Genomic DNA, 23996 nt, shown 5'->3' with positions numbered 1-23996 from the left:
AGTGCGTGTCATGCGTAAAATAAAATAGCCCCTCCGACTCCCCTAAGGGGAGAGAATGGAAGAGTCGGAGGGGCTGAGGGGCTCTTAAACATCGCAAAACGATGTCCTTATTCGTAGGTAAGCGTTTTATTTATTTCTGACTCTTGCTGACCTTTACAATCTTAGTCGGTGCCTGTTCCTTGTTGCGGCGGTTTGTCACTGTGATTACGGCCTGTGCAAGGTTGATGAATGCCTGTCCTGTCGCGGTTTCAATGTCGCAGGCCGCAGGTTCTCCTGCATCTCCGCTTTCGCAGATGCTCTGCACAAGCGGAATTTGTGCAAGCAGCGGTGTTCCCATTTCCTCGGCCAGTCTCTTGCATCCTTCCTTTCCGAAAATATAATATTTGTTCTCAGGTAGTTCTGCCGGTGTAAACCATGCCATGTTTTCCACAAGTCCGAGAATAGGAACGTTCACCTTTTCATTGCGGTACATATCGATGCCCTTGCGTGCATCGGCGAGCGCAACTTTTTGCGGAGTGCTCACAATCACCGCTCCTGTGATGGCCAGTGTCTGCAACAGCGTGAGATGAATGTCACTTGTTCCGGGTGGTGTGTCAAGTATGAAGTAGTCCAGTTCTCCCCAGTCTGCGTCGGCAATAAGCTGCTTCAGGGCATTCGATGCCATGCCACCCCGCCAGAGTGTTGCCGTGTCGGGATTTACGAAGAAACCGATGCTGAGAAGTTTCACTCCATATTTCTCTATAGGCTCTATAAGGCTGCGCCCGTCTTTCTCTACCGCGTATGGACGTTCTTCCTCGACATGAAACATTTTCGGCATCGACGGGCCGAAGATGTCTGCGTCAAGCAGACCCACTTTGTAGCCGAGTCGGGCGAGGGATATTGCCAGATTGGCAGAAACAGTGCTTTTGCCGACACCTCCCTTTCCGGAGCTCACTGCAATCACGTTCTTCACCTGTGGCAGTAGTTTTCCTACTTCCGGACGTGGCTTTGACGTGTATTCCAAGCCTATTGTCACTTCCACCTCTTTACCTATATGGTAGTGTATTGCAGCTTCGGCCGCTTTGACAGTCGATTTGAGAAACGGGTCGGTCTCCCTTGGGAAGATAAGTGAGAATTCCACTTTCATTCCGTCGATGTGCATGTTGTCGGCCACCATCCCGCTTTCCACAAGATTCTTTTTTGTGCCGGGATACGTTACTGTGGCAAGCGCATCGAGAATAAGTTTCGGATATAAAGTCATATTATATTATTATTTTTATATTGTGCCGGTAATATTGTAATACCGGTAATGCAGTTGCAAATATCGTGCCTGAAAGCTTATTGTCCATTGTGTTTTTGTCTGCGTGTGTGGATAATATCTACAAATCTTTGTTTTTCATGGTGTTTTGTTTGTTCTCCATAATCTTTTTGCATACCTTTGTTCTGTGATAACGATTTTATATTTATATATGAAGAATATGATTATGTATTTTATTAAGAGATCCGGTATTGTTTCCGCAGCCTTGCTTTTGTGCATGTCAGCCAATGCTGCGGCGATATCCGATTCGACAGGAGTGGACAATGATGAGCCTGTAGCGGTTTTGAATAATACGACCAGAAGCACGACCACATATATAGGCTTTGATAACGGTTACAGCCAAAAGGTTACCGATAAGATAACTTCACGGTTGAGGATTACAAAAATCAGCACACAGGGCCAGGAGGCTGAATATGTCTTGGATATAGCCTTGATTTCGTATAAGCGTATGCCTGTGAAAAGCAAAGGTAAGGCCGTGTTTTATGTAGGCGGAAAACCTCTCGATATATATAATGTGGGAATGTATCAGGATAAGGCTGATATGAATAAATACCGTCGTTTTCCAAACAGGGTCAGTTTCCGTATGCCGGAGTCACAGATGAAGCGGCTTGCTTCCGGGTCGATCACAAAGATAGGCTTTGCCAATAACTCGGGAAAGATATGGAATCTGACAATAAGAAACAATGGATTTACTCAGGCCCTTGTGCGTGCCTTGGGCATGGTGGGAGGCTTTGATAGTGCGGTGATCTGACAGATAATATGTAAAACACCGTTGTGCCTCAGGAAATTTCCTTGCGGATTTCCTGAGGCACAACGATTTTTACCGGCTGCGGTTTCCGATACTTTTCCGGTTTTATTCCACTGTCTGTCATTCATGTTTCTGCAGACCGCTTCTTTTGTTGCGTTTATAGCTCCTGTAGTCGTCTAATGGTATTTCGATATCAGGTTCGGTAAGCTCTCCGTTGTGTGGCAAGCTGAATTTCATGTATCTGATGTTCAGGCCGCGCTCGATCCACTGTGCTTCATAATATGTCTGTATTGAGAGGATGGTGCGTGTCTGTTCATCGAAGCCGTCGGTGTGATAGAGGTCTTCTGTTCTGAAGAGTATCGGAAGATTGTTTCTGTTCACCATGTGGGTGGTGTAGGTGAAGAGAAAATTCGAGTCGGTCTTGATGTGTATTGTTCCGTTGTCTGCGAGGAAACGGCGGTAACGTTCCATGAAGAACGTGCTGCTCAGGCGTTTTCTCGGGTTTTTCATTTGCGGGTCGCTGAAGGTGAGCCATATTTCCTGCACTTCGTTCTGAGAGAAGAAGCGGTCGATTACTTCTATGTTGGTGCGCAGGAAAGCCACGTTGTCCAGTTTTTCGGCTAAGGCCTGTTTTGCTCCGGTATGCATGCGTGCCCCTTTTATGTCGACTCCGATGAAGTTTACGTCGGGAAAAAGTTTTGCAAGTCCCACGGTATATTCTCCTTTTCCGCAGCCCAGCTCAAGCACTATAGGATTGTTGTTGTGGAAATACTGTTCATGCCAGTGGCCTTTCATTTCAAACGGTATGTTTTCAATGACAGAATACGGATATTGAAATACATTGTCGAATGTTTCCATCTCTGCGAATTTCTGTAGTTTTCCTTTGCTCATTGCTTATCTTTATATGTTTCGGGTGTTTTGCTAAAAATAACGGGCCGATAAGGAGTAAAGCTTCTCATCAACCCGTTAAAGATATTGTGTAATCACAAGACACAAGATGGATTGTGCCGTTGCGGGTACTACGTCATTCTTATTTGCCGGCAAGCGGTGATGCCTGTGTGTATGTGCGTGCGCCAAGTTCCTTGTCGAGCATGTACAGACCGTAGCCGTTGTCCTTAATCATCCTGAGGTTGTCGATGATGTTCTGGGCGGTTTCCTCTTCTTCCACCTGCTCGTCGATGAACCATTTCAGCATGCTCTGTGTGGCATAGTCTTTTTCTTCTGTCGACAACGCGTAAAGCTCGTTTATCAGTGATGTGACTTTTTGTTCGTGTTTAAGTGTGCTTTCGAATACGTCGAGCAGGTTTTCCCATGTTGTAGGAACCTCGTCAATGGCCTTCAGGGTTACGTTGCCACCGCGCTGGATAACGTAGTTGAAGAAAATCTTTGCATGGTCCTGTTCTTCCTGAAACTGTACTTCAAACCATTTCCCCATACCGGGGTTACCGTTGGCGTGGCAGTATGATGCCATTGACAGGTACAGATATGCAGACCAAAGCTCTGCGTTGATTTGACTGTTGATAGCGTTTTCTATATTCTTTGCTAACATAATAGTGTTGTTTGTTTATTGTTATATTGGTTATTCCTGTTATTGCATTTTAAGTTTTTCCATCTGCTCACACTCTTCATTATATTTGAGTTCGGCCATAAGGTCTTCATAGAACTCCATACGTGCCGCATACCAGTAGGGAATCACGAAGAAAAGTCCCAGACCGCAGGGAATGAGTCCGAGTATGAACCATCCGAGGTAGCTGAGGTCGAGAAGGAACAGTCTCATCTTGTTGCCTTCCATAATCATCATGCTTCGTTCTATGGCCTCATTGTAGTTCGCCTCTTGAGGATCTTCTTTCATGCAGAATATGGTCATTGCATACGAATAAGACTTTATGATTCCTGGAATGACAAGAAGTAGTGTCCAAAGAATAGTGTAGATGCCCTGAAGCAGCAGTGTTCCGTATACAGGAACGATCCTTTTGCCGTAGCCTTCAAACAGATTCGAGAATTTTGTCCCCCATTCTCTTTTCAGGTCGAAGAACATTCCCATGAATCCGTATCCGAGAGGGAGAATCAGTAAGGTGGCAATTATGCTTGCAAGGTTTCCTTTTATCTGATAGGTAGCCATTGCTTCCTGGTCTGTAATGTCCGAAGGGGCGGAACCGGCAATCAGATGTAGGGTAATCAATTGTACGATTAGCCCGATAAGAATGTATACAACACAGGCTCCTATCATGAGACCCCATTTATTGTCGAGTGTTTTCCACGCTCTGTCTCTGTACTCCTTGCTTGTGGCAAATTTAAATTTTGAAAATTCTGTCATGTTGGTAATGTGTTAAATTGTTATTAAAAATTTTTTAGTTCAGTCTATGACAACGGTAGTCCATCCGTGCTTGTCTTCTGCCGTGCCATACTGTATGGCGCGCAGCAGATTATACAGGCGTGTCGATACCGGTCCCGGCTTTCCGTCTTCGCTGAATGTGAAACGTCTGCCGGTGTCAAGGTCGTCTATATATGAGATAGGTGATATGACGGCTGCTGTTCCGCATGCACCCGCCTCTTCGAAGGTGTCAAGTTCATCTTCGGGTATCGGCCTTCGCTCCACTTTCATTCCAAGGTCTTCCGCCAGTTGCATCAGACTCTTGTTGGTGATGCTTGGCAGGATGCTTGTCGACTTAGGTGTTACGTATGTGTTGTCTTTTATTCCGAAGAAATTGGCGGCTCCGCACTCATCCATATATCTCTTTTCTTTCGCGTCAAGGTAGAACTCGCAGGCGTAACCTTTCTCGTGTGCGAGGGCATTGGCCTTCAGTGATGCGGCATAGTTGCCACCGACCTTATACATACCGGTGCCGAGCGGGGCGGAACGGTCGTAGTCGCGGATGATCACGTATGGGTTTGTTGAGAATCCGCCTTTGAAGTATGGGCCTACGGGAGTGACAAAAATGATGAACAGGTATTCCGTGGCAGGGTGTACTCCCACTTGCGGACTCATGCCTATGAGCAGAGGGCGTATATATAATGTGGCCCCGCTTTCGTATGTCGGAATATATTCCTGATTGAGCCTTACGACCTTCTTCACCATATCACAGAACAGGTCTGTCGGCACTTCGGGCATAAGTATTCCGCGGCATGTCGACTGCAGGCGTGCTGCATTTTCATCCATGCGGAATACACGGACTTTCCCGTCGGGACATCGGAACGCCTTCAGTCCTTCGAAAGCTTCCTGTCCATAGTGAAGACATGTTGCCGCCATGTGCATGTTGATATACTCTTCGGAGCTTACTTCTATTTCGCCCCATTTTCCGTCACGATAGTAGCAACGTACGTTGTAGTCTGTCGGCCTATAGCCGAAAGACAGGTTTGCCCAGTCTAAATTTTTCATATATTAGTATATTTATATGTATTGCAAAAGTAATGAAAATATTTTAATTCATGGCAGTTTATTGAATAAAATAAAGATAAAATGGAAATATATTGGGAATTATAATATTTTTATATATATTATTGAGTTATGGAGAATTCAGGATTGTTTATCATTAGCCCGTTTTATTTTTGAATCAGTAGAAAACCTGTGGGGATTTTCTATTTTTGGATTTTCTCCTGCATTTTCTCGCCATGGTAATGTCTAAGCATGTTTTGCATTGCCCATTAGGCTGTTGTTTTCCGCCTGACACATGCCAAAGGCATGTCCCTACTTTGGGCAGGGTCCTGCATACCCATCTTATGCTTCCACATATCTTTCCTTTCTCTTCCCTTTGGGGAATCGGATGGGCTCTTCCAGTCGAGTATGTAAGAAGAGTAAAGAAAATGCCGGAGGACCAAATGCATTCATATAATTCGTTGAGTGTATTTAGGCTACATACACAGTGTATGTAGCCTATGTACACTGTGTATGTAGCCTAAATACACTTTTAACATCTGCAGTTCATTTTTGAGTTGTTGTATATTCTTATGGACTTGAGTTTTTGTTTGTCTGTCGTCAGGCACATTTTCAGGAATGAAAATGTAATATCAGCCTTTTTTGTTTCCTTCGAGAATCTTTTTTATTTCTTTGTCGGTCTTTGTCAGTTTGTCTTTGCATAGCTTTATGAGCTTTTGCGCCCTTGCGAGTTTCTCACCGAGAGAGTCTATGCTGAGAGTGTTGTTTTCCATTTGCCTTACGATGCTTTCTATTTCGGCCATGGCCTCTTCGTATTTCATTTCTTCTTTCATGATAATTGTATTTTGTGTGATGAAACAATTGTATGCTATATTATTTCCGATTTTATCGTACCCTTTTCGAGTCTTGTCTCAATGACGTTTCCCTGTTTCAGTATAGCAGGATCTCTCACCGGCATGCCGTTTAGCGTGGTGATGCTGTACCCCCGTTCGAGCATGCGTTGCGGGTTCAGCAGTTCCAGACGCTGGCTGAGAATGTTCAGTGAGTGCATCCGGTTTGCCGTTATTTGTCCTGCGGCGGGAACGAGACTGTTTGCCAGAGTATCCAGACGGTGGCGTTCGGTGTTTATAATCATTCCCGTTGCGGACAGAATCCGTGTATACAGCAGTTCCGTTCTTGATTCGTTACGTGTCTTTATTACAGAGTATAGTGCTGGAATTCTTTCTTTAAAGCCTTCGAGCCTGTGCTGTTCGGTGTCTGTCATTGCTGTGGCATATCGGGTGAGTCTCTCGCTGTATGCCGTTATGCGGTCGTCAACGTTTTTAAGTCTGTCTATCAGCAGGGCGGCTGCGGCCGTTGGGGTCTTCACTCGCGTGTGAGAGACCATGTCGAGTATGCTTTCGTCTCGGTCGTGTCCTATGCCTGTGATTATCGGCAAGGGAAAGTTTGCCACATTCTCTGCCAGCGCAAGGGTGTCGAATCCGCTCATGTCGCTTGTTGCCCCACCGCCTCTTATTATTACCACACAGTCGAAATCTCCTATATGTCCGTATATGTCGTCCAAGGCTCCTATGAGGCTCTTTTCCACTCCTTCGCCCTGCATTATTGCCGAAAAGAGGCGTAATGTGAAGCAGAAACCATATTCATTGTTTTCAAGCTGGTTACGGAAATCTCCGTAGCCGGCGGCATTTTCGCTCGATATCACCGCTATGCGTTGGGTGAAGAGCGGTAGCCGGAGTTCCTTGTTCAGGTCGAACACTCCCTCTTCCTTCAGTATCCGTATTATCTCCATGCGCTTTCGGGCCATGTCGCCGAGGGTGAAGTCGGGGTTGATGTCGGTAATGATCCATGAGAATCCGTATGCCTCATGAAACTGCGGGTATACTTTCAGCATCACTTTCTGGCCCGGACGCAACGGCTGTCCGGTGATGCGCATGAAATAGGGCAGGAGCATGTTCCATGTGCGGCTCCAGCATTTTGCCTGTGCCTTTGCCGTGGGGGTGTTTGTCGACGGATCTTTGTCTGTAAGCTCCATGTAGCAGTGGCCTCTTACTTCCCTAAGCTCGGATATTTCCGCTTCCACCCAATACTCTCCGTCCATAGACGTTTCTATGGCATGGCGCACTATCGAGTTCAGTTCAAACAAAGAAAATGTTTTTTCTTTTATCATATAATTCTCGGTTTTTATCGGGAATAGTCCGAATGTTTCGGCAAAGGTAAGCGTTGTCGGCCGTATATCCAAATATTGACATGTAATTCTTGTTTGTGCGGCAGTGCTTTTTGTATATGGCTGAAGTTGACTGCAGACAGGATGCGGAAGCAAAGCATACTTTGAATATGTAGAGGCGAGGCGTTTATTGGAAACAAACGTTTTCGATAAGCAGATGAGCAATGTGATATATCAAATATTACACTTTGTAAGGACACCGCTTTGCGATTTATCCGATGTATACTACAAACCGAGCTTATTCATTGCGGGATGTTTTTACGCCTGACACATGCCAAAGGCATGTCACTATATGTCGGGTGAATGCAATAAAACGGGCGTTTGTTTTCAAATTCTCCGTTAAAAGCTTATTCATCAAATGGCTGTATCCAACCTGTGAAAATCTAAAATACATTGTTTAAATTTCCGTGCTTTCAATAATAATGAGTATCTTTGCATGACAATTATTAAAGATAATGCTGCATTTCAGCAGTTTAACGACCGGGTAATACATGAAAAGAATAGGACTTATCAGCGATACACATGCGTATTGGGATGACCGCTATTTGAAATATTTCGAACCGTGCGATGAGATATGGCATGCGGGAGACATAGGCTCTTTGGAAGTGGCATCGCGTTTGGCGGAGTATCGGCCGTTCAGAGCCGTGTATGGCAACTGCGACGGAGGAGACCTCAGAAGGATGTATGGCGAGAGGCTTCGCTTCAAATGTGAGGATGCCGACGTGCTTATCAAGCATATCGGAGGATACCCGGGCAACTACGACCCGAGCATACGCGGACAGATATATGCATCACCGCCACAGTTGTTCATATCCGGACACAGCCATATACTTAAGGTCAAGTATGACAGGACCCTCGGTCTTCTGCATATAAATCCCGGTGCGGCCGGACTTCAAGGATGGCACAGGGAACGCACGATCATAAGACTTACGGTTGAGGGAAATAAATTCGGCGACTGTGAAGTAATTACGTTGGGAGACCGTCATACAAGAGAATGAATTTGTAAAACTTAAAACAAAAGAGTATGAAGAATATTATCATCACCGGTGGGGCCGGTTTCATAGGAAGCCATGTGGTGCGTCTGTTTGTCAACAAATATCCGGAATATCATATAATCAATCTTGACAAGCTGACATACGCCGGAAATCTTTCAAATCTGAAAGATATAGAGGATAAATCCAACTATACGTTTGTAAAGGCCGATATATGTGATTTCGATGTAGTGCTCGGTCTTATGCGCGAATATGACGTTGACGGAATAATACACCTTGCCGCAGAGAGTCATGTCGACCGTTCTATAAAGGATCCTTTTACTTTCGCGCGCACAAACGTTATGGGCACGCTGACACTGCTTCAGGCTGCAAAGGTATATTGGGAGTCGCTGCCCGGAGGATATGAAGGAAAGCGTTTCTATCATATCTCTACCGATGAGGTGTACGGGGCATTGGAACTGACGCATCCGGAGGGGCGGACATCGGAAATATCAGCCCATGAGGTCTACGGTGACGAGTTCTTCCTTGAGACCACAAAATATAATCCTCATTCTCCGTATTCCGCATCGAAGGCTTCGTCTGATCATTTTGTGCGTGCGTTTCACGACACATACGGCATGCCTACAATCGTGACCAACTGCTCAAATAACTACGGTCCATACCAGTTTCCTGAGAAACTCATACCTTTGTTTATAAATAATATCCGTCACCGCCGTCCGCTTCCTGTGTATGGTAAGGGCGAAAATGTGCGTGACTGGCTGTATGTCGTGGATCATGCGCGAGCCATAGATGTAATATTCCACAAGGGAAGGATTGCCGAGACATATAATATCGGAGGTTTCAACGAGTGGAAGAACATAGATATAATAAAGGTGGTGATAAACACAGTCGACCGTCTGCTCGGCCGTAGCGAGGGAGAGGACATGAATCTCATCACTTACGTGACCGACCGCAAGGGGCATGACATGCGATATGCGATAGACTCTACCAAACTGAAGAATGAACTTGGTTGGGAGCCGAGCCTGCAGTTTGAGGAAGGTATCGAGAAAACGGTGCGCTGGTATCTCGACAACCAGGAATGGATGGATAATATCACCAGCGGTGAGTATGAGAAGTATTACGAGAGCATGTATGCCGGTCGCTAAAAGGCGGGGATGTGAGTGTATAAAAGAAGGTGGAACGTATAAATAAAATATAGGGTTGTTTTATAAATGGATAAGCTGTCGCGTGAACTTAACACGTTTCTTGTGCGTATGGGCATGTGTCCGGAGAGTATAGGCCAACAGACTGTGCATTATATGGAGCATATCTTTCATCTGCTTGACCCCGTCGACGAGCAGGCTGTGGCAAGATATTATGGCCTGTTCGGCGAAGTACAGCTGTCGCTTGCCGAGATTGCACGGGGGCGCGGCATGACGGAGGAGGATATGATGGCGGTGATAGACAGCTGCATACACAGGCTGGCTGTAACCCCGGAATGGCAGATGATAAAGAATACATTAAAACACTGAATATTATGGAAGAGAATAAACCTACGCATTGGGATATGATAAATCAGACTTCCTCTGATAAGAATCTCATGTTTGTCTTTTTAATTGTACCTGTGCCGATAATATACCTGTTTCTTACAGGTAGGTTTCCCATTATTGTTGCAGGACTGATTACCGCTGTCATTTGTATGACCTATATCTTTGTCTTTTTATTTTTCTATACGAAGAAAAACGGAGTGGGGCTTTATGCCAAAGCAGATGTGAATGTGGATGACGGAAAGATAGAATTCGTCTATTCTCTGTTGTTTGGTTTGAAAAAGCTTTCGTACGAATATAATATAGATGAACTTGAGGGGTATTATATTGCACATGACACAGTGGTACCGGACGACAGTTCAGATGAATTTGTATATGCGGATGTCGCATGGCTGGTCAAGGATAAATGTCTTGTGCATGAGATAGTGGACCGTTATGAGGATTTTGACAGTTTCTTAAGCGTATTGAATCTTAAATGCCTTGGAGAACTTGAACCGAAAAGTATCAGTGAGCGTGGAGAACTTATAATAGATTACGATTGAATAATATATAAAACTCAATATATGAAAAAGATATTGTTATTAGGCTCGGGCGAGCTGGGTAAGGAGTTCGTCATAGCAGCGAAACGTGCCGGACAGTATGTAATAGCATGCGACCGTTACGACAATGCACCGGCAATGCAGGTGGCAGACGAGAGGGAAATTTTCAGCATGCTCGACGGTGAGGCACTGACAGCGGTTGTAAACAGGCATAAGCCCGATATCATTGTGCCGGAGATAGAGGCAATACGCACCGAACGTCTGTTCGACTTCGAGAAACAGGGCATACAGGTGGTGCCGAGTGCAAGAGCCGTGAACTATACCATGAACCGCCGTGCCATCCGCGACCTTGCGGCAAAGGAACTTGGGCTGCGCACGGCCAAATATTTCTATGCAAAGACCTTCGATGAATTTAAGGCTGCCGCCGATGAGATAGGCTTTCCTTGTGTCGTGAAACCGCTTATGTCGTCATCGGGCCACGGCCAAAGCTATGTGCATAACGATGACGAGTTGGAGCAGGCCTTCAAGGATGCCATGGAAGGAAGCCGCGGTGACGTGAAAGAGGTAATCATAGAGGAGTTTATAGATTTCGATTCGGAGTTTACACTGCTCACCGTTACTCAGAGAAACGGCCCCACATTGTTCTGTCCTCCTATCGGGCATGTGCAGAAAGGCGGCGACTACCGTGAGAGCTGGCAGCCGTATAGGATTTCAGACGAGGCTCTTGCCAAGGCGCAGCATATTGCGGATGAGGTGACAAAGGCACTTACTGGCGCAGGTATATGGGGAGTGGAGTTCTTCCTCACAAAGCAGGGAGATGTGATATTCAGCGAACTGTCACCGCGTCCGCATGACACAGGTATGGTCACACTCGGGCATACTACAAATCTAAGCGAGTTCGAACTGCATTTCCGGGCCGTCATGGGACTGCCTATAGCAGGCATACATCTCGAGCATGCCGGGGCGAGTGCCGTTGTGTTGGCAAAGGAGGATTCTGATTGTCAGCCGGAGTTCAATCTTATTGATGCCCTGAAGGAAGACCATACGCGTGTGCGTATCTTCGGAAAGCCCGACCAGCACGTGAACCGCAGAATGGGTGTCGTACTTTGTTATGGAGAGACAGATGCCGATATCGATGCCTTGCGCGACAAAGCCAAGCGTCTTGCAGCTACGGTCATAAAATAACATGGTAGGGATATGAAGGTATCTGAAGCCTGTCTGACAGATATAAAGAAGATAACCGATTATCGCGGGAATCTTTCTGTTGTCGAGGAATTGAAAGATATTCCTTTTAAGATAGCACGGGCATATTGGGTATATGATGTGCCGGGAGGAGAATGCCGTGGCGGTCATGCCCACAAGACACTGAAACAGTTTCTTGTCGCGTTGAGCGGAAGCTTCACCGTAACCCTTGACGACGGTACCGAGAAACGTACTTTTCTGCTTAATCATCCGTATCAGGGACTTCTGATAGAGACAGGTATATGGCGGACAATGGACGACTTCTCGTCGGGTGCTGTCTGTCTGGTGCTTGCCTCGGAGGTTTATGATGAGGATGATTATATACGTGAATACGATAAGTTTCTGGAATATGTGAGCGATGCGGATCATTGAGACATCGGCGGAGGAATACCGCAAACGGTTCGCGGTATTCCCCCATATATATAATAGCGTGGAGTTTTCTGAACTGAATAGTCGCAAGGCAGAAAGTCTGCACTATCTGTTGTTTGAGAATACGAAACTGCGTTTTGGGATTATACTCGGAGAATATGAAGACGGTTTGTATTCTCCTTTTTCTGCACCTTTCGGAGGTTTCACATCTGCAAAGCCGCAATGTTTTGAGTTTATCGACGAGGCTGCAGGTTTGCTGAAGGCTTATTCCGCGGACATGGACAGACGTGTTGTGATCACGCTTCCTCCCGAGTTTTACAATGTGCCGCGGTTTGCTGCGGAAGCAAGCTCGCTGTGGCGTGCCGGACGTGTAAGGACTCCGGAGGTGAACTATCATTTTCTTCTGTCTGATTTCTCCCGCTATGACATGGTCTTGGAACGGAATGCAAGGAAGAACCTTCATAAGGCCATGGCCGTTGGCATGGAGTTTCGGAGGATAGAGAGCGGTGATGCAGCGGGAATACGCAGGGCATACGGTGTGATACAGCGTAACAGGGCCGAACAGGGATATCCGTTGCGAATGTCTTATGAGGATGTTGTCAGGACAGTGGAAGTTATACCGGCTGATTTCTTTATTGTCGAGCATGGCGGTTGTGACGTGGCTGCGGCTCTGGTGTTTCATGTGGCAATAGACGTCTGTCAGGTGATTTACTGGGGCGATTTGAGGGAGTATTCCATGTTGCGTCCGATGAACTGGCTTGCTTATCGTGTGTTTGAGTATTATCACAAGTTTGGAATAAGAATTCTCGATATCGGTCCGTCTACGGAGCATGGGGTACCCAATTACGGTCTGTGTGCTTTTAAGGAGAGTATTGGATGTCGCAGTTCTTTGAAATTGTCATTTGAGATATAGTTGTATATATGATTGAGTATCTGGAGTTGAGAAAGGTGACCGGGCTTTATTCCGATGAGATAGACGAGGCCGTGAGACATGTCGTGCATGGCGGATGGTATTTGAACGGTGAGGCTAAAGCCGGTTTCGAGAAGGCCTATTCCCGGTATATCGGCACGGAGCATTGCGTGGGCTGTGCCAACGGCCTTGATGCTCTCACGCTTATATTAAGGGCATATATCGAGTTGGGTGTGATGGAGCATGGTGATGAAGTGATAGTGCCGGCAAACACCTATATAGCAACCATCCTTGCAATAACGGCCAATGGGCTTGTGCCGGTGCTTGTTGAACCGGATGCGGACACGTTTCAGATTGACGGTGGTATGATTGAATGTGCCCTGACCGGACGTACGCGTGCCGTGATGATTGTGCATCTTTACGGCAAGTGTGCATATACGGATGAAATAAAGGGAATTTGCGTGCGCCATGGGTTGAAGCTTATCGAGGATAATGCCCAGGCTCACGGCTGTGTGCCCACGGCGGTTCAGGAATGGGAGAACTGCATGTCAGGTGAAACGGTTATTACGGCGAATTTCCATGCCGTACGGACGGGGGCGCTTGGCGATGCGGCTGCACACAGCTTTTATCCGGGAAAGAATCTCGGCGCGCTTGGCGACGGAGGGGCGGTGACCACCGGTGACAATGAGCTTGCAGATATGGTGAGGACTTTGGCCAACTATGGCTCATCGGTAAAGTATGTGTTCGATTATGAGGGGATGAACAGCCGTCTTGATGAGGTCCAGGCTGCCGTGCTCAGTGTGAAGCTCCGGCATCTCGACCATGATAACGCGCTAAGGCGCAGGGTGGCAAGGAGGTATATTGAGGAGGTAGATAACCCGTTGCTGCGACTGCCGGAACCCGATTTCATGAAGAGCAATGTCTTTCATATTTTTCCAGTTCTGTGTGAGAGGCGCGATGAACTGCAGGCCTGGCTTCGGTCTGAGGGTATAGGTACGGTGATACATTATCCTGTTCCTCCGCATAAGCAGAGATGCTATGAGAGAATGAACGGTCTGTCGCTTCCTGTCACCGAGAGGATTCACAGGGAGGAATTGAGTATTCCGTGCAATCAGGTTCTTACAGATAATGAGGTAGGGATGATAATCGATGCGCTGAATGCTTTTAAATGAACTTTGCGATAGTGTCGTTTTCTTAAACCCAAGTCTAATGACCGTTGAGGAAAAAAGGCTGCGTGCTTTCGAAAAAAACAAGGAGTGAGGAATTAAAATGGCATATCCTGCCGGTTTTCCTCACTCCTTGTTTTTGTTTAAGAGAATCTTGTTAATTCTTTATTCTCTTTACGGTTTTACCATTGTTATATTTCATTATGTATATCTGTCCGCTTCTTGGTGTGGATGTTTTCTGTCCGTTGAGGTCATACATGGCTTTTACGGAGTCGTCCGCTTTACTGTCATCTACAGTGTCGATACCTGTTGTGCCGTTGAGTGTCAGGTTATAAGTATTGAATGAGCTGAGATCGTTGCTGATGACGCTTATTGTCACGTATGTCTTGTTTGTCTCTTTGGTAATGTTCTTCACAACGATGGCGCCTTTTCCGTTTGTCGTGGCCTGAATGTCATCCTCCGTCACTTCCATTCCGGTACAGTCATCGGTCTGGATGGCTGTAGAGTTGTCGGCAGGGTTGTATGTTCCGCTGTTGAGATCGATTCCCTTACCCTTTATTGTGAGGTCGGTGAGCTTGCAGTTGTATATGAGGTTCAGGTCATCTACGTATAATGAGTCAGTGCTTCCTTTTCCGGGTGCGGCGTTGGTGGATATTGTTACGTGTATGGCTTTGGCGTTGACACCGTTCTCTTCATAGATGAACGGCACTGTTATCTTCTGCCATTCATAGTTGTTGCTTTCGATGGTGTTGTTGGTAGCCTTGGCAATGACGTTTGTATATTCTTTGTCTTCCGGGTCGCGATAGAATGTACCGTCGGTAATCACTGCATTTATCGTTGCGTATGGGAAGTCTGCCTTTTCCTCTTTCTGCTTGAACTTTGCCCATATTGTAAGGCTGTCGGGCCTACCTCCCATAAGAGAGTAGAAGGGGTCGCCTTTGTCGTCTTTGTCTGTCGTGCTCATGTCGCTCCATGAGTAGTTTGCCAAATCTGCAGCCGTAGTGCTTCCTGTGTTTATGCGTCCTGTGGTCACTGTTCCGTTAGCAATGGTGAATCCCATGTCTACAGATGTTATCAGAAGACTCTTTTCGCCTGTTGTTCCCGGGCGCACGATGTCGCTTATAAATGTATGTGGCGCATATCCTGCAAGATAGACCATTGTAGGATTGCCTGATGCGCTCATGAACGAGTGCCAGTAGTCTGGTTCGTCGCTTGTGGTGGGCTCGCCTCCAAAAGGAGAACTTAGTGTTGCTGTGTGGAAATTCTCGAAGTCGGAGTTGCCTATATGGAAAGTTTTGCTGTCGAAAACTACCTTTATGTTCATTCCCATTGATAAAAACGGAATGTCAATAGAGGCTGACAGGTTTTTTCCTTCCTCCATGGTAGCGTCCACACTTACAGGGATTATTCCGAGCATCGGACCCATCCAGAAATTTATGTTTGGGTCGTTGCCTTCAGTGATGGTTATGTTCTGTGTCGTATTCAGACCGGTCTGTCCGTTTAATTCCGTTGCATCAGTGTTCTCGAGCCTGATGTTTCCTATACCCATAGCGTCTGCACCTGTGCCTAACATGAAATTGTTCAACTCGAGTGTATACTTACCGTTATCCTGCTTGTTTACGGATATGGTTGCTTCCTGAGACGGAGACGCGCTTCCGTTTATAACTACCATAAGACGCCCGTTGTAGTCTGTGCCCATGGCTGCAATGGATGCGCACGCTACTGTTAGCAGAGTAAAAAATTTCTTCATAATGTTCTTTTTTTGTTAATAAATACTTGTATGTTTTTCTTATTTCAGATAATAGGTTATGCCAAGTGTCCCGAAGATCGGGAATAATGTCTGTTCTATTGTCTTGAACGAGCTTTTGTGTATTCCGGTGACGCCCCATTGGATGTCGGCGTATGCTCCCCAACGGGTGCTGAACTGCCAGTCGACTCCGGCATCGACACCATATTGTATGTGGCGCATATTATCGCTGAAATCGTATGAACCCCGTGACTCTTCAGTGTTGCCTATTTCTATTTTCTCTCCTGTCGGGGTCATCCTGCGAAGGTATCCGTCATATACGTAACCTTTGAAAACCCTTGTAGATACGTATGATATGTAGGGTCCGAGTTTCAGTCTAACCTTGTCACTGATGTCGTAGGTTGCCATCACAGGCAGTGTGAGCATCCATTCTTCGCATTCCGTCACGAGGTTGCCGGTATAATATCCTTCCAATTCATCTCCCCCCTTGGTCATCACCATGTGATAGTTCTTCACGGTGGCGTCGACTTCCATGCCTTTGCTCTCTGTGTGGATGCCTGTGAGTATGCCCCATTTGCCGGTTATTACTTTTTGCGCGTCCACCCCTAATGAAAAGTTGGGTTGCATCTTGTATTTGTTCATGCTCCGTATGGTTGCCGGCATGCCTATCGGAGCCGTTCCTCCTATGTTATATCCGAAGCGTGCGGTGTATTTCCATCCGCTTAGCATATTCTCCGCATTTGCGGGAATGCATAGAAATGTGAGTATCAGTCCTTTTATAATGTTACGTATCATGGTCTACTTTGTTTTCTCGCAGATTATTTTCACCTTGTCTATATATAGCGTGCTGCCGATGGCCCCCTGGAAGTATGCTCCCTGGTCGCTGGATGAGAATACTATGGCGAGACTGTATTTGAAGTTGTTGATATCTTCCATATCGATTTCGTTTTCATAGTAGTCGAACGAAAGGTCGAACTCTGTCCATTCCGATGTCGGGCGTACTTCCGGCATGATTGCTTTTGCCACGATCTGTTCGCTTGTCTGTACATTGTCTCCATACAGCACTACAGGATTGCCATCATTGTCGTGGTTCTTGTATAGTATGGCGTATATCGCGCCTTTGTCCACGCGGCCTTCTTCTATGTTTCCGTATCTGTCCTGAAACTTCTCGCCGGGGAAATACTTATAGTAGCCTGTGAATCTTACAGGTTTCTTGTCGAACGGCAGCCCGAAATGCGTGCTTCTAAGTGCATCTATTAATGCTGTCTGGGTGATGAATGAGCCTAAGAACAGATTGCCGGCTGCCATAGGCATTCTTGCACCTTGTCCTAATGGACCGGTTTTTGTTGTTGTGAGTTTTACGCATTTGCCGTCATATCCGTCGGCATTGGGTGTCGTAGGATATTCGTCGGCCTTGGCCGAGGGCGATGCCATGGAGAATCCCCCGTTGCCCGATGCCCAGTTGTTGGCTTCTGTTCCGTCTTCTTTCAGGTCGCTCCATTTATAATATTGTTTCTTTGTCTGCGGGTCGGTGAAGAGAAAAACTCTTTCGAAATCGTATGCGATAGTATCCCTTACAGTTCTGTGTTCTTCTGTGAATGCAACATTGTATATGCGTTGCCAGTCTTTGTCTTGAGAAGTCACGGTATATGCAAGCGGCCCGTTGCTGAAATCATGCATCGTACCACTTTCAGGAACAATGGTCGCCCCTTCGGTTGTGATGAACATAGGTGCAAGTCTTGTCCTGTCTGTTCCTGGTCTTACTTTAAATATGATTGTGTTTTCTGCAGAATACACCTTTATTACAGTGTCACTGAGGTTCCATGTACTTTCTTGGGGATTTTCGTAATGAATCCATGCCTTTTCAATGTCGCATTCTGCATTAAGTGGTTCTTCCTTGAAGCATGAAGTGATGCCGATACATAAAACAGCTGTCATGCCCATATATTTTAATATCCTCATAATGTTTCGAAAACTTCTTTGTTGGTTTGCAAAAATACAATAAAAAAGCCGCATGATAAAAAAATGCAAATAAAACTTTTATCATGCGGAGAGTTTTTAACCATTTTTGTGTACATTCAGGCTAAGGAATGCGACTTATTTGAAATAAAATGTATACGTTTTATCGCTTTTATTTTGCAGAGAGTTAATTTCATATAAAACACTGTCATTCTGTAATTATTACAGTAACGCCTCTTGCGGCCTGTGCTCCCATGACCAACGCCTGTGCTATATCTGCTGTTTTTGACGGTCCGCTGATGAAACAGCCGTAGCCGTAACCGTTCATTTTTATTCTTGAATATGCTTCGTGCATGTTGTTTACGATGTTCTTGCCGCTTATTATTATAACGAGATATTCGGATATGAAACATACCGCACGTTCTTTCATGGTCTGTGGTATCCATATACATCCGTTTTCGGCCACTCCTATTTGCCCTTTTATTATTCCCACGTCGGTTCCGTTCAGCTCGTGTGCTTCAAGTATGTCGGGGTTTTTCGAGGCTATGGTTATTTCCGGCAGATTGGATGCAAATATCTTCGCGTCAGGATACAGCTCTTTTATTATGCTATTGATGTCTTCTCCCGGCACTGCCTTTACTACCTTGCCGCCTACGGTTTTACTTATTTCCTCGAATTGCTTTATGACGTCAGGATATTGTATGCCTTTGATTCTGCTGATGTCAGGCATGTCGTATGATTTTCTGATGTTTTCTCTTATCCTTGATAGGATATCCTCTTTTCTGCTCATTTTATTTTCCCTTTCTTCCACATTGTTTGAAATGATTCTTTTGCGAACTTCGGCATTTCCCGTCCTTTTCCCCATGCGTTGAGACTGTTATATAGTGCAGGGCGCGGAGCGTGATTGGCTATTGGGGCAAACTTCAGTGCCATATTGTATAACGCCGGATGGCCGAACAATGTTTTCATGCCTCTGCTCATGGTTTTCTTCATCGGGTCGGCTTTGCCGAGGGAGTCGAGATTTTGCCGCCACAGGTATATCTGTTCTGACAGATTTACTTTTACCGGACATACATTGTCGCAAGAACAGCAGAGAGAGCATGCGCTTACGTTGTCTGTATATTTATACTTGTCGCGCAGCATGCCTAAGTTTATGCCGATGGGGCCGGGGATGAAATACGTATATGAATATCCTCCGCTGCGGCGGTATACCGGACATGTGTTCATACACGCCCCGCAACGCATGCATTTCAGTGTTTCCCAGTGCTCGCTGTCGGCTATTATGCTGCTTCTTCCGTTGTCGACAAGTATTATGTGCATTTCCGCTCCGGGCCGTGCCTTTCCGAAATGCGATGTGTATGTGGTTGTGGGTTGGCCTGTGGCGCTTCTTGCAAGCAACCGCTGGAAGATAGACAGCGACTGATAGTCTGGAATGACTTTTTCGAGACCTATTGCCGCAATGTGAAGCTTAGGGATGGCTACCGACATGTCGGCGTTGCCTTCATTCGTACATACCACCACTTCGCCGGTTTCGGCTATTCCGAAGTTCGCGCCTGTCATTCCGGCCTGGCTTTCAATGAATTCGTTGCGCAGGCTCATGCGGGCGCAGTATGTGAGATAGGTAGGGTCATAGTTGTCTTTTTCACTGTCCAGTTTTTCTTCAAACAGCTGTCCCACTTCTTCCTGAGTGATGTGTATCGCAGGCATGACGATATGGCTCGGCTTGGATTCCATCAACTGTAGGATGCGTTCTCCGAGATCTGTTTCCACCACTTCTATTCCGTGTTTTTCAAGATAAGGATTCATCTCGCATTCCTCTGTCAGCATGGACTTGCTTTTCACCATCTTTCTCACATTGTGGTCGCGCAGGATTTTCAACACAATATCGTTGAACTCATCGGCATCTTTTGCCCAGTGCACAATGGTTCCGTTCTTTTCAGCGTTATTGGCAAACATTTCAAGGTATTTGTCCATGTGGGTGATGGTATGTTTCTTTATTCTGCTTGCTGTTTCCCTCAATTCTTCCCATTCTTCGAGACTCATGGCCATGGTGTCGCGTTTCGCTCTTACCGACCAGAATGTGGCGTCGTGCCATTTTGCCTTGTCTGCATTATGCAGAAATCTTTTTGCTGCTTTTGTATGTTGTGTGCTCATAGTCCTGCTGATAATATCTGTACTGCATGAATGAATTCTATCTTTTTGCCCAGGCGCTTGGCTATGCCCTGCATGTGCATCATGCACGAGCTGTCAGGGCCTGTGATGTATTGTGCTCCCGTGGCAATGTGTCTTTCTAATTTGTCCGTACCCATCTGTACTGATACTTCAGGTTCTTCCACGGAGAACATTCCTCCGAAACCACAGCATTCGTCAGGTCTTTCCGGTTCTTTTATCGTTATTCCGTCGACAAGGCTGAGAAGATTCTTTATTTTGGAATATTTCGGAATATTTCGCTCGCTTGGGGATGAAAGGCCTAACTCACGTACTCCGTGACAGGAGTTGTGTATGCTTACCGTGTATGGGAATTTTCCCGGAAGGGCTTTCACCTTTAATACATCGTGCAGAAATTCTATCACGTCCATAATCTTTTTTGAAGTTGTGCACTCATGCTTGCCTTTAAGCAGATGGGGGTAGTTTATTTTTACGAATGCCGCACAGCTTGCCGACGGGGCCACCACATAGTCGAATTCGGCGAATGTGTCGTCGAGTTTCGTGGCTATTGTTTCTGCCATTGATTCAAAACCGGCATTGGCCATCGGCTGTCCGCAACATGTCTGGTTGAGCGGATATGTCACGTCAAGTCCTAAATGTTTGAGAAGCTTATATGTTGCCACACCCACTTCGGGATAAATGGCATCTACATAGCATGGGATGAATAATCCTATTTTCATTTTTGAGATTGTTTTATATGTTGTAGATTATTAAAAACCACAGGGCAGTGACAACAGCTGGTACATCAGCGTGCGTGCCATACGCTCATGTCCTTTGTCGTTTGGATGCAGGCGGTCGTTGTCCGCGTTTTTGAAGTATTGTGCGTGTTCGTCGGCCATAGGATATAGGCCGCACAGCGAGTTAAGGTCTATGACGGGCACGGCCCAGATACTACCGGCTTCTTTCACCGAGTTTACGTATTCGTCAAGATATATGCCGCTTCGGTTGCAGTAGTCTTCCGAGGGTTGCCAGTTCTTTTCGTTCGGATAGAATCCTGAGCGGTGGATCGGGGTCAGAAGTATGATTTGCTTTGTTGGGTATGTGCGTTTCAGGTTTGCCAGTGCAATGTTTATGCGGCCGCGATATGTCTTGTCGTTCATTGCCATGTATCTGTGCTTGCGGTCTACAAGATGTTTTTGTTCGTCTATGCCTGCCATCACTTTTTCTTCTTTTTCTTCATACCATTCGCCTATAGGTACGCCCTTGTTGTAGTCGTTTGTGCCCATAAAGATGATAATGGCATCCACATTGTCGCCATGGTCTTTTTTCAGACTGTTTGTCTGTCGTAGAATATCATTCCATTGTCTTCCGCTCACTCCGTATACAAAAGGTGTGATTCCAAGCCAGTCTTGGAGGAATCCCCAATATTTCTTTTTCGATGCATTGTTGCGTGGATCGGTTATCGAATCTCCGAAATAAGCCACTTTCTTTCCGTTCCACGGATGTGTGATGGCTGTTTGAGATATTGAGGGCATGGTAATGATTGCACATAGAAACAGGCTTAATATCTTTCTTTTCATAGTCGTATGATATTTATATTGTTTTTGTAAATCCTATATCGATATGATTGCTGTATGGCACGTCGATAAATATATTATTGTTTCCATTAATGTTTATTGCATCTGCAGATGTTTCATTTTGTGGCCGCCCCATATCTTCTCACCGACTTGTATGAATCCGACGGATCTGTATAGTCTTTCCGCGTTGGGATTGTTGCAGTCTACGAGCAGGCCGCTTATTCCGATTCCAGTTTCCTTTGCTTTGGCATGTGCTCTTTTCAGAAGTTCTTTTGCTATTCCTTGTCCCCTGTATTCGGGGAATACGGCTAATGAGTCGAGATAGAGTTCACCGGCCTGTGTTTCTTCCTCCATATTGCTGAAGTCGCGCCCGAAAACTTCTTTTATGCTGTCGGTAAACACCCGACGCAGTTCAAGAAGTTTGCCTCCATCGTAACTGACGATGGCTCCTGCTATGTTTTTGTCGGCATCTATGGCGCATATCGTGTTTTTATAGCTGTATTGTGTGTCTGTCCTGCTTACGAGTCTGACCATGAGTGAGTGAAACTCTTCAAGGCTGTGGTTCTCTCCGTAAAAATGTTTGCAGCATTCTTCTGTCATTGCCGTTATTATTACTTGTGCTATTTGCTGGGCGTCTTCTATTTGGCCGTTGCGGAAACTTATTGTTTTCATATAATAAGTATAATAGAAATTACATTGATTTATATTTTTACAAAAATACTCAAATGTTTTCATGCTTACAACTATTTTATTTATTTTTATGAAAACAAAATGTAGTAAGTTTGGAAATATCACTATCTTTGCATGAAATAAGTTTTTACAGGGGAATCCGATAAAACCTGTTGCGTTCGGTTTGTGTTGCCTTGTAAATATTATGAAGTGTATAAAAATAATTAATTAAATTTTGGGAATATGAATTACAACAATCATGATTTTGAAGAAGTTGTGCAGAGAGGTAGAGGATGGGATTTGGCTGAGGCTTATCCTGTGCTGATGCGTAAGGTTTATTTGTGGATGACATTGGCTCTTGTCATTACCGGTGCCACTGCCTATGGTGTGGCTACCACACCGTCAATACTTATGGCTATAGCAACAAACAAGATTTTGTTCTTTGGCTTGATTATCGCAGAGTTTGGGCTTGTTATAGGTCTCTCTTCTGCACTGAACAGATTATCACTGACAACGGCAACGTTAATGTTTGTTGTTTATTCGGTGATTAACGGTGCCACGCTGTCCTTTATATTTCTGGCATATACAATGTCATCGATAACGAGTGTGTTTTTCATTACTGCCGCTACATTTGCCGTAATGTCGGTCATAGGATTGACAACAAAGGCGGATCTCACCTCGCTTGGAAAACTATTGTTTATGGCACTTATCGGTCTTATCATTGCCACTGTGGTTAATATCTTTATAGGAAGTACCGGTATGCAGATGATTATCAGCTACGTGGGCGTGTTGATATTCGTTGGGCTTACTGCTTATGATTCTCAAAAGATAAAGCAGATGTTGGCTGAGGCAGGAGATACAGGGGAAGTAGGGCAGAAGCTTGCTCTTATTGGAGCTTTAAGCCTTTATCTCGATTTTGTAAACCTGTTCCTGTATCTTCTCAGAATATTCGGCAAGCGTGAATAATAATCTTTTGTTATATCTCGGGCATTGAAGGCCAAATGCTTATCTGATGCTTTGTGGTATTAATTGGATATATCATCAGGTTCTTGTTTTTTAAAAGACGAGAACCTGTTTCTTTTTAGCCTATTGCCTATAGTATTATGCTATAGTATATTGGTATGGTTTCTATTTGAATATGCGTAATGCGGTTCCCGTGTGGTTGCTTTAAATTTCACTGTATGGGTTTGAGCAATCTTTGTGTATAGATCTAATCGTTTATCAATATAACTTGAATGTTTTTCTTATAGCCTTCATTTTTCTCTTTGTTTTGTAATAAAAAATCCTATTATATCCTTAGCTTCCTTTCCGTGATTTTCTTGGATTTTGTAACTGTCTGATATACAGGATGTTCGTGTCCGTTGGAACAGGCTCCGGAAAAGGGGGTGTCATTCTCTTTCCGTGAATAGCCTGTTCATGACCGGTGAATGGCATGTTCTCTGGCGATGAACATGCCATTCACCGTAAGAGAATATTACATGCGCTTGTCTGTGTAATGTTTTTT

General features: G+C 45.4%; 25 protein-coding genes. 10 read left to right on the top strand and 15 right to left on the bottom strand.

The window, feature by feature from the left end:
- Positions 1-130: 130 nt before the first annotated feature.
- Complete coding sequence (locus HPS56_RS04135; protein WP_172274335.1) at positions 131-1240, bottom strand: Mrp/NBP35 family ATP-binding protein; 1110 nt, start codon at positions 1238-1240, stop codon at positions 131-133.
- Between the two features lie 208 nt (positions 1241-1448).
- On the opposite strand from HPS56_RS04135, the gene HPS56_RS04130 reads away from it, so the two are divergent.
- On the top strand, positions 1449-2048 hold the full coding sequence (locus tag HPS56_RS04130; RefSeq protein WP_172274332.1) for a hypothetical protein: 600 nt from the start codon (positions 1449-1451) through the stop codon (positions 2046-2048).
- A 117-nt stretch (positions 2049-2165) separates the two neighbouring features.
- Here HPS56_RS04130 and trmB read toward each other — a convergent pair whose 3' ends face one another.
- From trmB to xseA, 6 genes are all read right to left on the bottom strand, one after another.
- The gene (trmB, locus tag HPS56_RS04125; protein ID WP_172274329.1) at positions 2166-2936 is read right to left on the bottom strand and encodes a tRNA (guanosine(46)-N7)-methyltransferase TrmB; all 771 of its coding nucleotides are present in this window, start codon (positions 2934-2936) and stop codon (positions 2166-2168) included.
- Positions 2937-3075: 139 nt separating this feature from the next.
- Positions 3076-3594, bottom strand: coding sequence for a ferritin (locus HPS56_RS04120; RefSeq protein ID WP_172274326.1), 519 nt, complete (start codon positions 3592-3594; stop codon positions 3076-3078).
- 39 nt (positions 3595-3633) lie between these two features.
- Positions 3634-4362 (bottom strand): DUF975 family protein, encoded by a 729-nt coding sequence (locus HPS56_RS04115; protein ID WP_172274323.1) that lies wholly within the window; start codon positions 4360-4362, stop codon positions 3634-3636.
- 39 nt (positions 4363-4401) lie between these two features.
- Positions 4402-5424, bottom strand: coding sequence for a branched-chain amino acid aminotransferase (locus HPS56_RS04110; RefSeq protein ID WP_172274320.1), 1023 nt, complete (start codon positions 5422-5424; stop codon positions 4402-4404).
- Positions 5425-6053: 629 nt separating this feature from the next.
- The gene (xseB, locus tag HPS56_RS04105) at positions 6054-6257 is read right to left on the bottom strand and encodes an exodeoxyribonuclease VII small subunit (protein ID WP_172275111.1); all 204 of its coding nucleotides are present in this window, start codon (positions 6255-6257) and stop codon (positions 6054-6056) included.
- Positions 6258-6289: 32 nt separating this feature from the next.
- Positions 6290-7591 (bottom strand): exodeoxyribonuclease VII large subunit, encoded by a 1302-nt coding sequence (xseA, locus tag HPS56_RS04100; RefSeq protein WP_172274317.1) that lies wholly within the window; start codon positions 7589-7591, stop codon positions 6290-6292.
- Between the two features lie 548 nt (positions 7592-8139).
- Between xseA and HPS56_RS04095 the strand changes: the two genes are divergently transcribed.
- From HPS56_RS04095 to HPS56_RS04060, 8 genes are all read left to right on the top strand, one after another.
- Complete coding sequence (locus tag HPS56_RS04095) at positions 8140-8646, top strand: metallophosphoesterase family protein (RefSeq protein ID WP_172274314.1); 507 nt, start codon at positions 8140-8142, stop codon at positions 8644-8646.
- A 26-nt stretch (positions 8647-8672) separates the two neighbouring features.
- Positions 8673-9785 (top strand): dTDP-glucose 4,6-dehydratase, encoded by a 1113-nt coding sequence (gene rfbB / locus HPS56_RS04090; RefSeq protein ID WP_172274311.1) that lies wholly within the window; start codon positions 8673-8675, stop codon positions 9783-9785.
- Positions 9786-9851: 66 nt separating this feature from the next.
- Positions 9852-10151 (top strand): hypothetical protein, encoded by a 300-nt coding sequence (locus tag HPS56_RS04085; RefSeq protein ID WP_172274308.1) that lies wholly within the window; start codon positions 9852-9854, stop codon positions 10149-10151.
- A 5-nt stretch (positions 10152-10156) separates the two neighbouring features.
- A complete protein-coding gene (locus HPS56_RS04080; protein ID WP_172274305.1) occupies positions 10157-10708 on the top strand; it encodes a hypothetical protein in 552 nt (183 codons plus the stop codon).
- Positions 10709-10729: 21 nt separating this feature from the next.
- Positions 10730-11890, top strand: coding sequence for a formate-dependent phosphoribosylglycinamide formyltransferase (purT, locus tag HPS56_RS04075; RefSeq protein WP_172274302.1), 1161 nt, complete (start codon positions 10730-10732; stop codon positions 11888-11890).
- Between the two features lie 12 nt (positions 11891-11902).
- Entirely contained in the window at positions 11903-12319 is a 417-nt protein-coding gene (locus tag HPS56_RS04070) for a sugar 3,4-ketoisomerase (protein WP_172274299.1), read from the top strand.
- Positions 12306-13229 (top strand): GNAT family N-acetyltransferase, encoded by a 924-nt coding sequence (locus HPS56_RS04065; RefSeq protein WP_172274296.1) that lies wholly within the window; start codon positions 12306-12308, stop codon positions 13227-13229. Before HPS56_RS04070 ends, HPS56_RS04065 begins: the two co-directional genes overlap by 14 nt.
- Positions 13230-13237: 8 nt before the next feature.
- The gene (locus tag HPS56_RS04060; protein WP_172274293.1) at positions 13238-14398 is read left to right on the top strand and encodes a DegT/DnrJ/EryC1/StrS family aminotransferase; all 1161 of its coding nucleotides are present in this window, start codon (positions 13238-13240) and stop codon (positions 14396-14398) included.
- Between the two features lie 151 nt (positions 14399-14549).
- Here HPS56_RS04060 and HPS56_RS04055 read toward each other — a convergent pair whose 3' ends face one another.
- From HPS56_RS04055 to HPS56_RS04020, 8 genes are all read right to left on the bottom strand, one after another.
- Positions 14550-16142: a calycin-like domain-containing protein gene (locus HPS56_RS04055; protein ID WP_172274290.1), complete on the bottom strand. Its 1593-nt coding sequence runs from the start codon at positions 16140-16142 to the stop codon at positions 14550-14552.
- 39 nt (positions 16143-16181) lie between these two features.
- Positions 16182-16934 carry a porin family protein gene (locus tag HPS56_RS04050; RefSeq protein ID WP_172274287.1) on the bottom strand — a complete coding sequence of 251 codons (753 nt, stop codon included), beginning with the start codon at positions 16932-16934 and terminating at the stop codon, positions 16182-16184.
- A gap of 3 nt (positions 16935-16937) precedes the next feature.
- Positions 16938-18101, bottom strand: coding sequence for a PCMD domain-containing protein (locus HPS56_RS04045; protein ID WP_172274284.1), 1164 nt, complete (start codon positions 18099-18101; stop codon positions 16938-16940).
- A gap of 205 nt (positions 18102-18306) precedes the next feature.
- The gene (locus HPS56_RS04040) at positions 18307-18888 is read right to left on the bottom strand and encodes a LutC/YkgG family protein (protein WP_172274281.1); all 582 of its coding nucleotides are present in this window, start codon (positions 18886-18888) and stop codon (positions 18307-18309) included.
- Positions 18885-20252, bottom strand: a complete 1368-nt coding sequence (locus tag HPS56_RS04035; RefSeq protein ID WP_172274278.1) for a lactate utilization protein B — start codon at positions 20250-20252, stop codon at positions 18885-18887. The genes HPS56_RS04040 and HPS56_RS04035 overlap by 4 nt, the downstream gene beginning before the upstream one ends.
- Positions 20249-20986 carry a (Fe-S)-binding protein gene (locus HPS56_RS04030; protein WP_172274275.1) on the bottom strand — a complete coding sequence of 246 codons (738 nt, stop codon included), beginning with the start codon at positions 20984-20986 and terminating at the stop codon, positions 20249-20251. The genes HPS56_RS04035 and HPS56_RS04030 overlap by 4 nt, the downstream gene beginning before the upstream one ends.
- A 30-nt stretch (positions 20987-21016) precedes the next feature.
- A complete protein-coding gene (locus tag HPS56_RS04025; RefSeq protein ID WP_172274272.1) occupies positions 21017-21826 on the bottom strand; it encodes an SGNH/GDSL hydrolase family protein in 810 nt (269 codons plus the stop codon).
- Positions 21827-21919: 93 nt separating this feature from the next.
- Positions 21920-22495: a GNAT family N-acetyltransferase gene (locus HPS56_RS04020; protein ID WP_172274269.1), complete on the bottom strand. Its 576-nt coding sequence runs from the start codon at positions 22493-22495 to the stop codon at positions 21920-21922.
- Positions 22496-22735: 240 nt separating this feature from the next.
- On the opposite strand from HPS56_RS04020, the gene HPS56_RS04015 reads away from it, so the two are divergent.
- Positions 22736-23458, top strand: coding sequence for a Bax inhibitor-1/YccA family protein (locus tag HPS56_RS04015; RefSeq protein ID WP_172274266.1), 723 nt, complete (start codon positions 22736-22738; stop codon positions 23456-23458).
- Positions 23459-23996 lie beyond the last annotated feature (538 nt).

It is taken from the genome of Xylanibacter muris, assembly GCF_013166605.1.
GTDB classification, from domain to species: domain Bacteria; phylum Bacteroidota; class Bacteroidia; order Bacteroidales; family Bacteroidaceae; genus Prevotella; species Prevotella muris.
This window is presented reverse-complemented; position numbering and strand designations above follow the sequence as displayed.

Coding starts and splice junctions, on each gene's coding strand:
- HPS56_RS04135 (WP_172274335.1), bottom strand. CDS start 1,240: ATGACTTTATATCCGAAACTTATTCTCGATGCGCTTGCCACAGTAACG.
- HPS56_RS04130 (WP_172274332.1), top strand. CDS start 1,449: ATGAAGAATATGATTATGTATTTTATTAAGAGATCCGGTATTGTTTCC.
- trmB (WP_172274329.1), bottom strand. CDS start 2,936: ATGAGCAAAGGAAAACTACAGAAATTCGCAGAGATGGAAACATTCGAC.
- HPS56_RS04120 (WP_172274326.1), bottom strand. CDS start 3,594: ATGTTAGCAAAGAATATAGAAAACGCTATCAACAGTCAAATCAACGCA.
- HPS56_RS04115 (WP_172274323.1), bottom strand. CDS start 4,362: ATGACAGAATTTTCAAAATTTAAATTTGCCACAAGCAAGGAGTACAGA.
- HPS56_RS04110 (WP_172274320.1), bottom strand. CDS start 5,424: ATGAAAAATTTAGACTGGGCAAACCTGTCTTTCGGCTATAGGCCGACA.
- xseA (WP_172274317.1), bottom strand. CDS start 7,591: ATGATAAAAGAAAAAACATTTTCTTTGTTTGAACTGAACTCGATAGTG.
- HPS56_RS04095 (WP_172274314.1), top strand. CDS start 8,140: ATGAAAAGAATAGGACTTATCAGCGATACACATGCGTATTGGGATGAC.
- rfbB (WP_172274311.1), top strand. CDS start 8,673: ATGAAGAATATTATCATCACCGGTGGGGCCGGTTTCATAGGAAGCCAT.
- HPS56_RS04085 (WP_172274308.1), top strand. CDS start 9,852: ATGGATAAGCTGTCGCGTGAACTTAACACGTTTCTTGTGCGTATGGGC.
- HPS56_RS04080 (WP_172274305.1), top strand. CDS start 10,157: ATGGAAGAGAATAAACCTACGCATTGGGATATGATAAATCAGACTTCC.
- purT (WP_172274302.1), top strand. CDS start 10,730: ATGAAAAAGATATTGTTATTAGGCTCGGGCGAGCTGGGTAAGGAGTTC.
- HPS56_RS04070 (WP_172274299.1), top strand. CDS start 11,903: ATGAAGGTATCTGAAGCCTGTCTGACAGATATAAAGAAGATAACCGAT.
- HPS56_RS04065 (WP_172274296.1), top strand. CDS start 12,306: ATGCGGATCATTGAGACATCGGCGGAGGAATACCGCAAACGGTTCGCG.
- HPS56_RS04060 (WP_172274293.1), top strand. CDS start 13,238: ATGATTGAGTATCTGGAGTTGAGAAAGGTGACCGGGCTTTATTCCGAT.
- HPS56_RS04055 (WP_172274290.1), bottom strand. CDS start 16,142: ATGAAGAAATTTTTTACTCTGCTAACAGTAGCGTGCGCATCCATTGCA.
- HPS56_RS04050 (WP_172274287.1), bottom strand. CDS start 16,934: ATGATACGTAACATTATAAAAGGACTGATACTCACATTTCTATGCATT.
- HPS56_RS04045 (WP_172274284.1), bottom strand. CDS start 18,101: ATGAGGATATTAAAATATATGGGCATGACAGCTGTTTTATGTATCGGC.
- HPS56_RS04040 (WP_172274281.1), bottom strand. CDS start 18,888: ATGAGCAGAAAAGAGGATATCCTATCAAGGATAAGAGAAAACATCAGA.
- HPS56_RS04035 (WP_172274278.1), bottom strand. CDS start 20,252: ATGAGCACACAACATACAAAAGCAGCAAAAAGATTTCTGCATAATGCA.
- HPS56_RS04030 (WP_172274275.1), bottom strand. CDS start 20,986: ATGAAAATAGGATTATTCATCCCATGCTATGTAGATGCCATTTATCCC.
- HPS56_RS04025 (WP_172274272.1), bottom strand. CDS start 21,826: ATGAAAAGAAAGATATTAAGCCTGTTTCTATGTGCAATCATTACCATG.
- HPS56_RS04020 (WP_172274269.1), bottom strand. CDS start 22,495: ATGAAAACAATAAGTTTCCGCAACGGCCAAATAGAAGACGCCCAGCAA.
- HPS56_RS04015 (WP_172274266.1), top strand. CDS start 22,736: ATGAATTACAACAATCATGATTTTGAAGAAGTTGTGCAGAGAGGTAGA.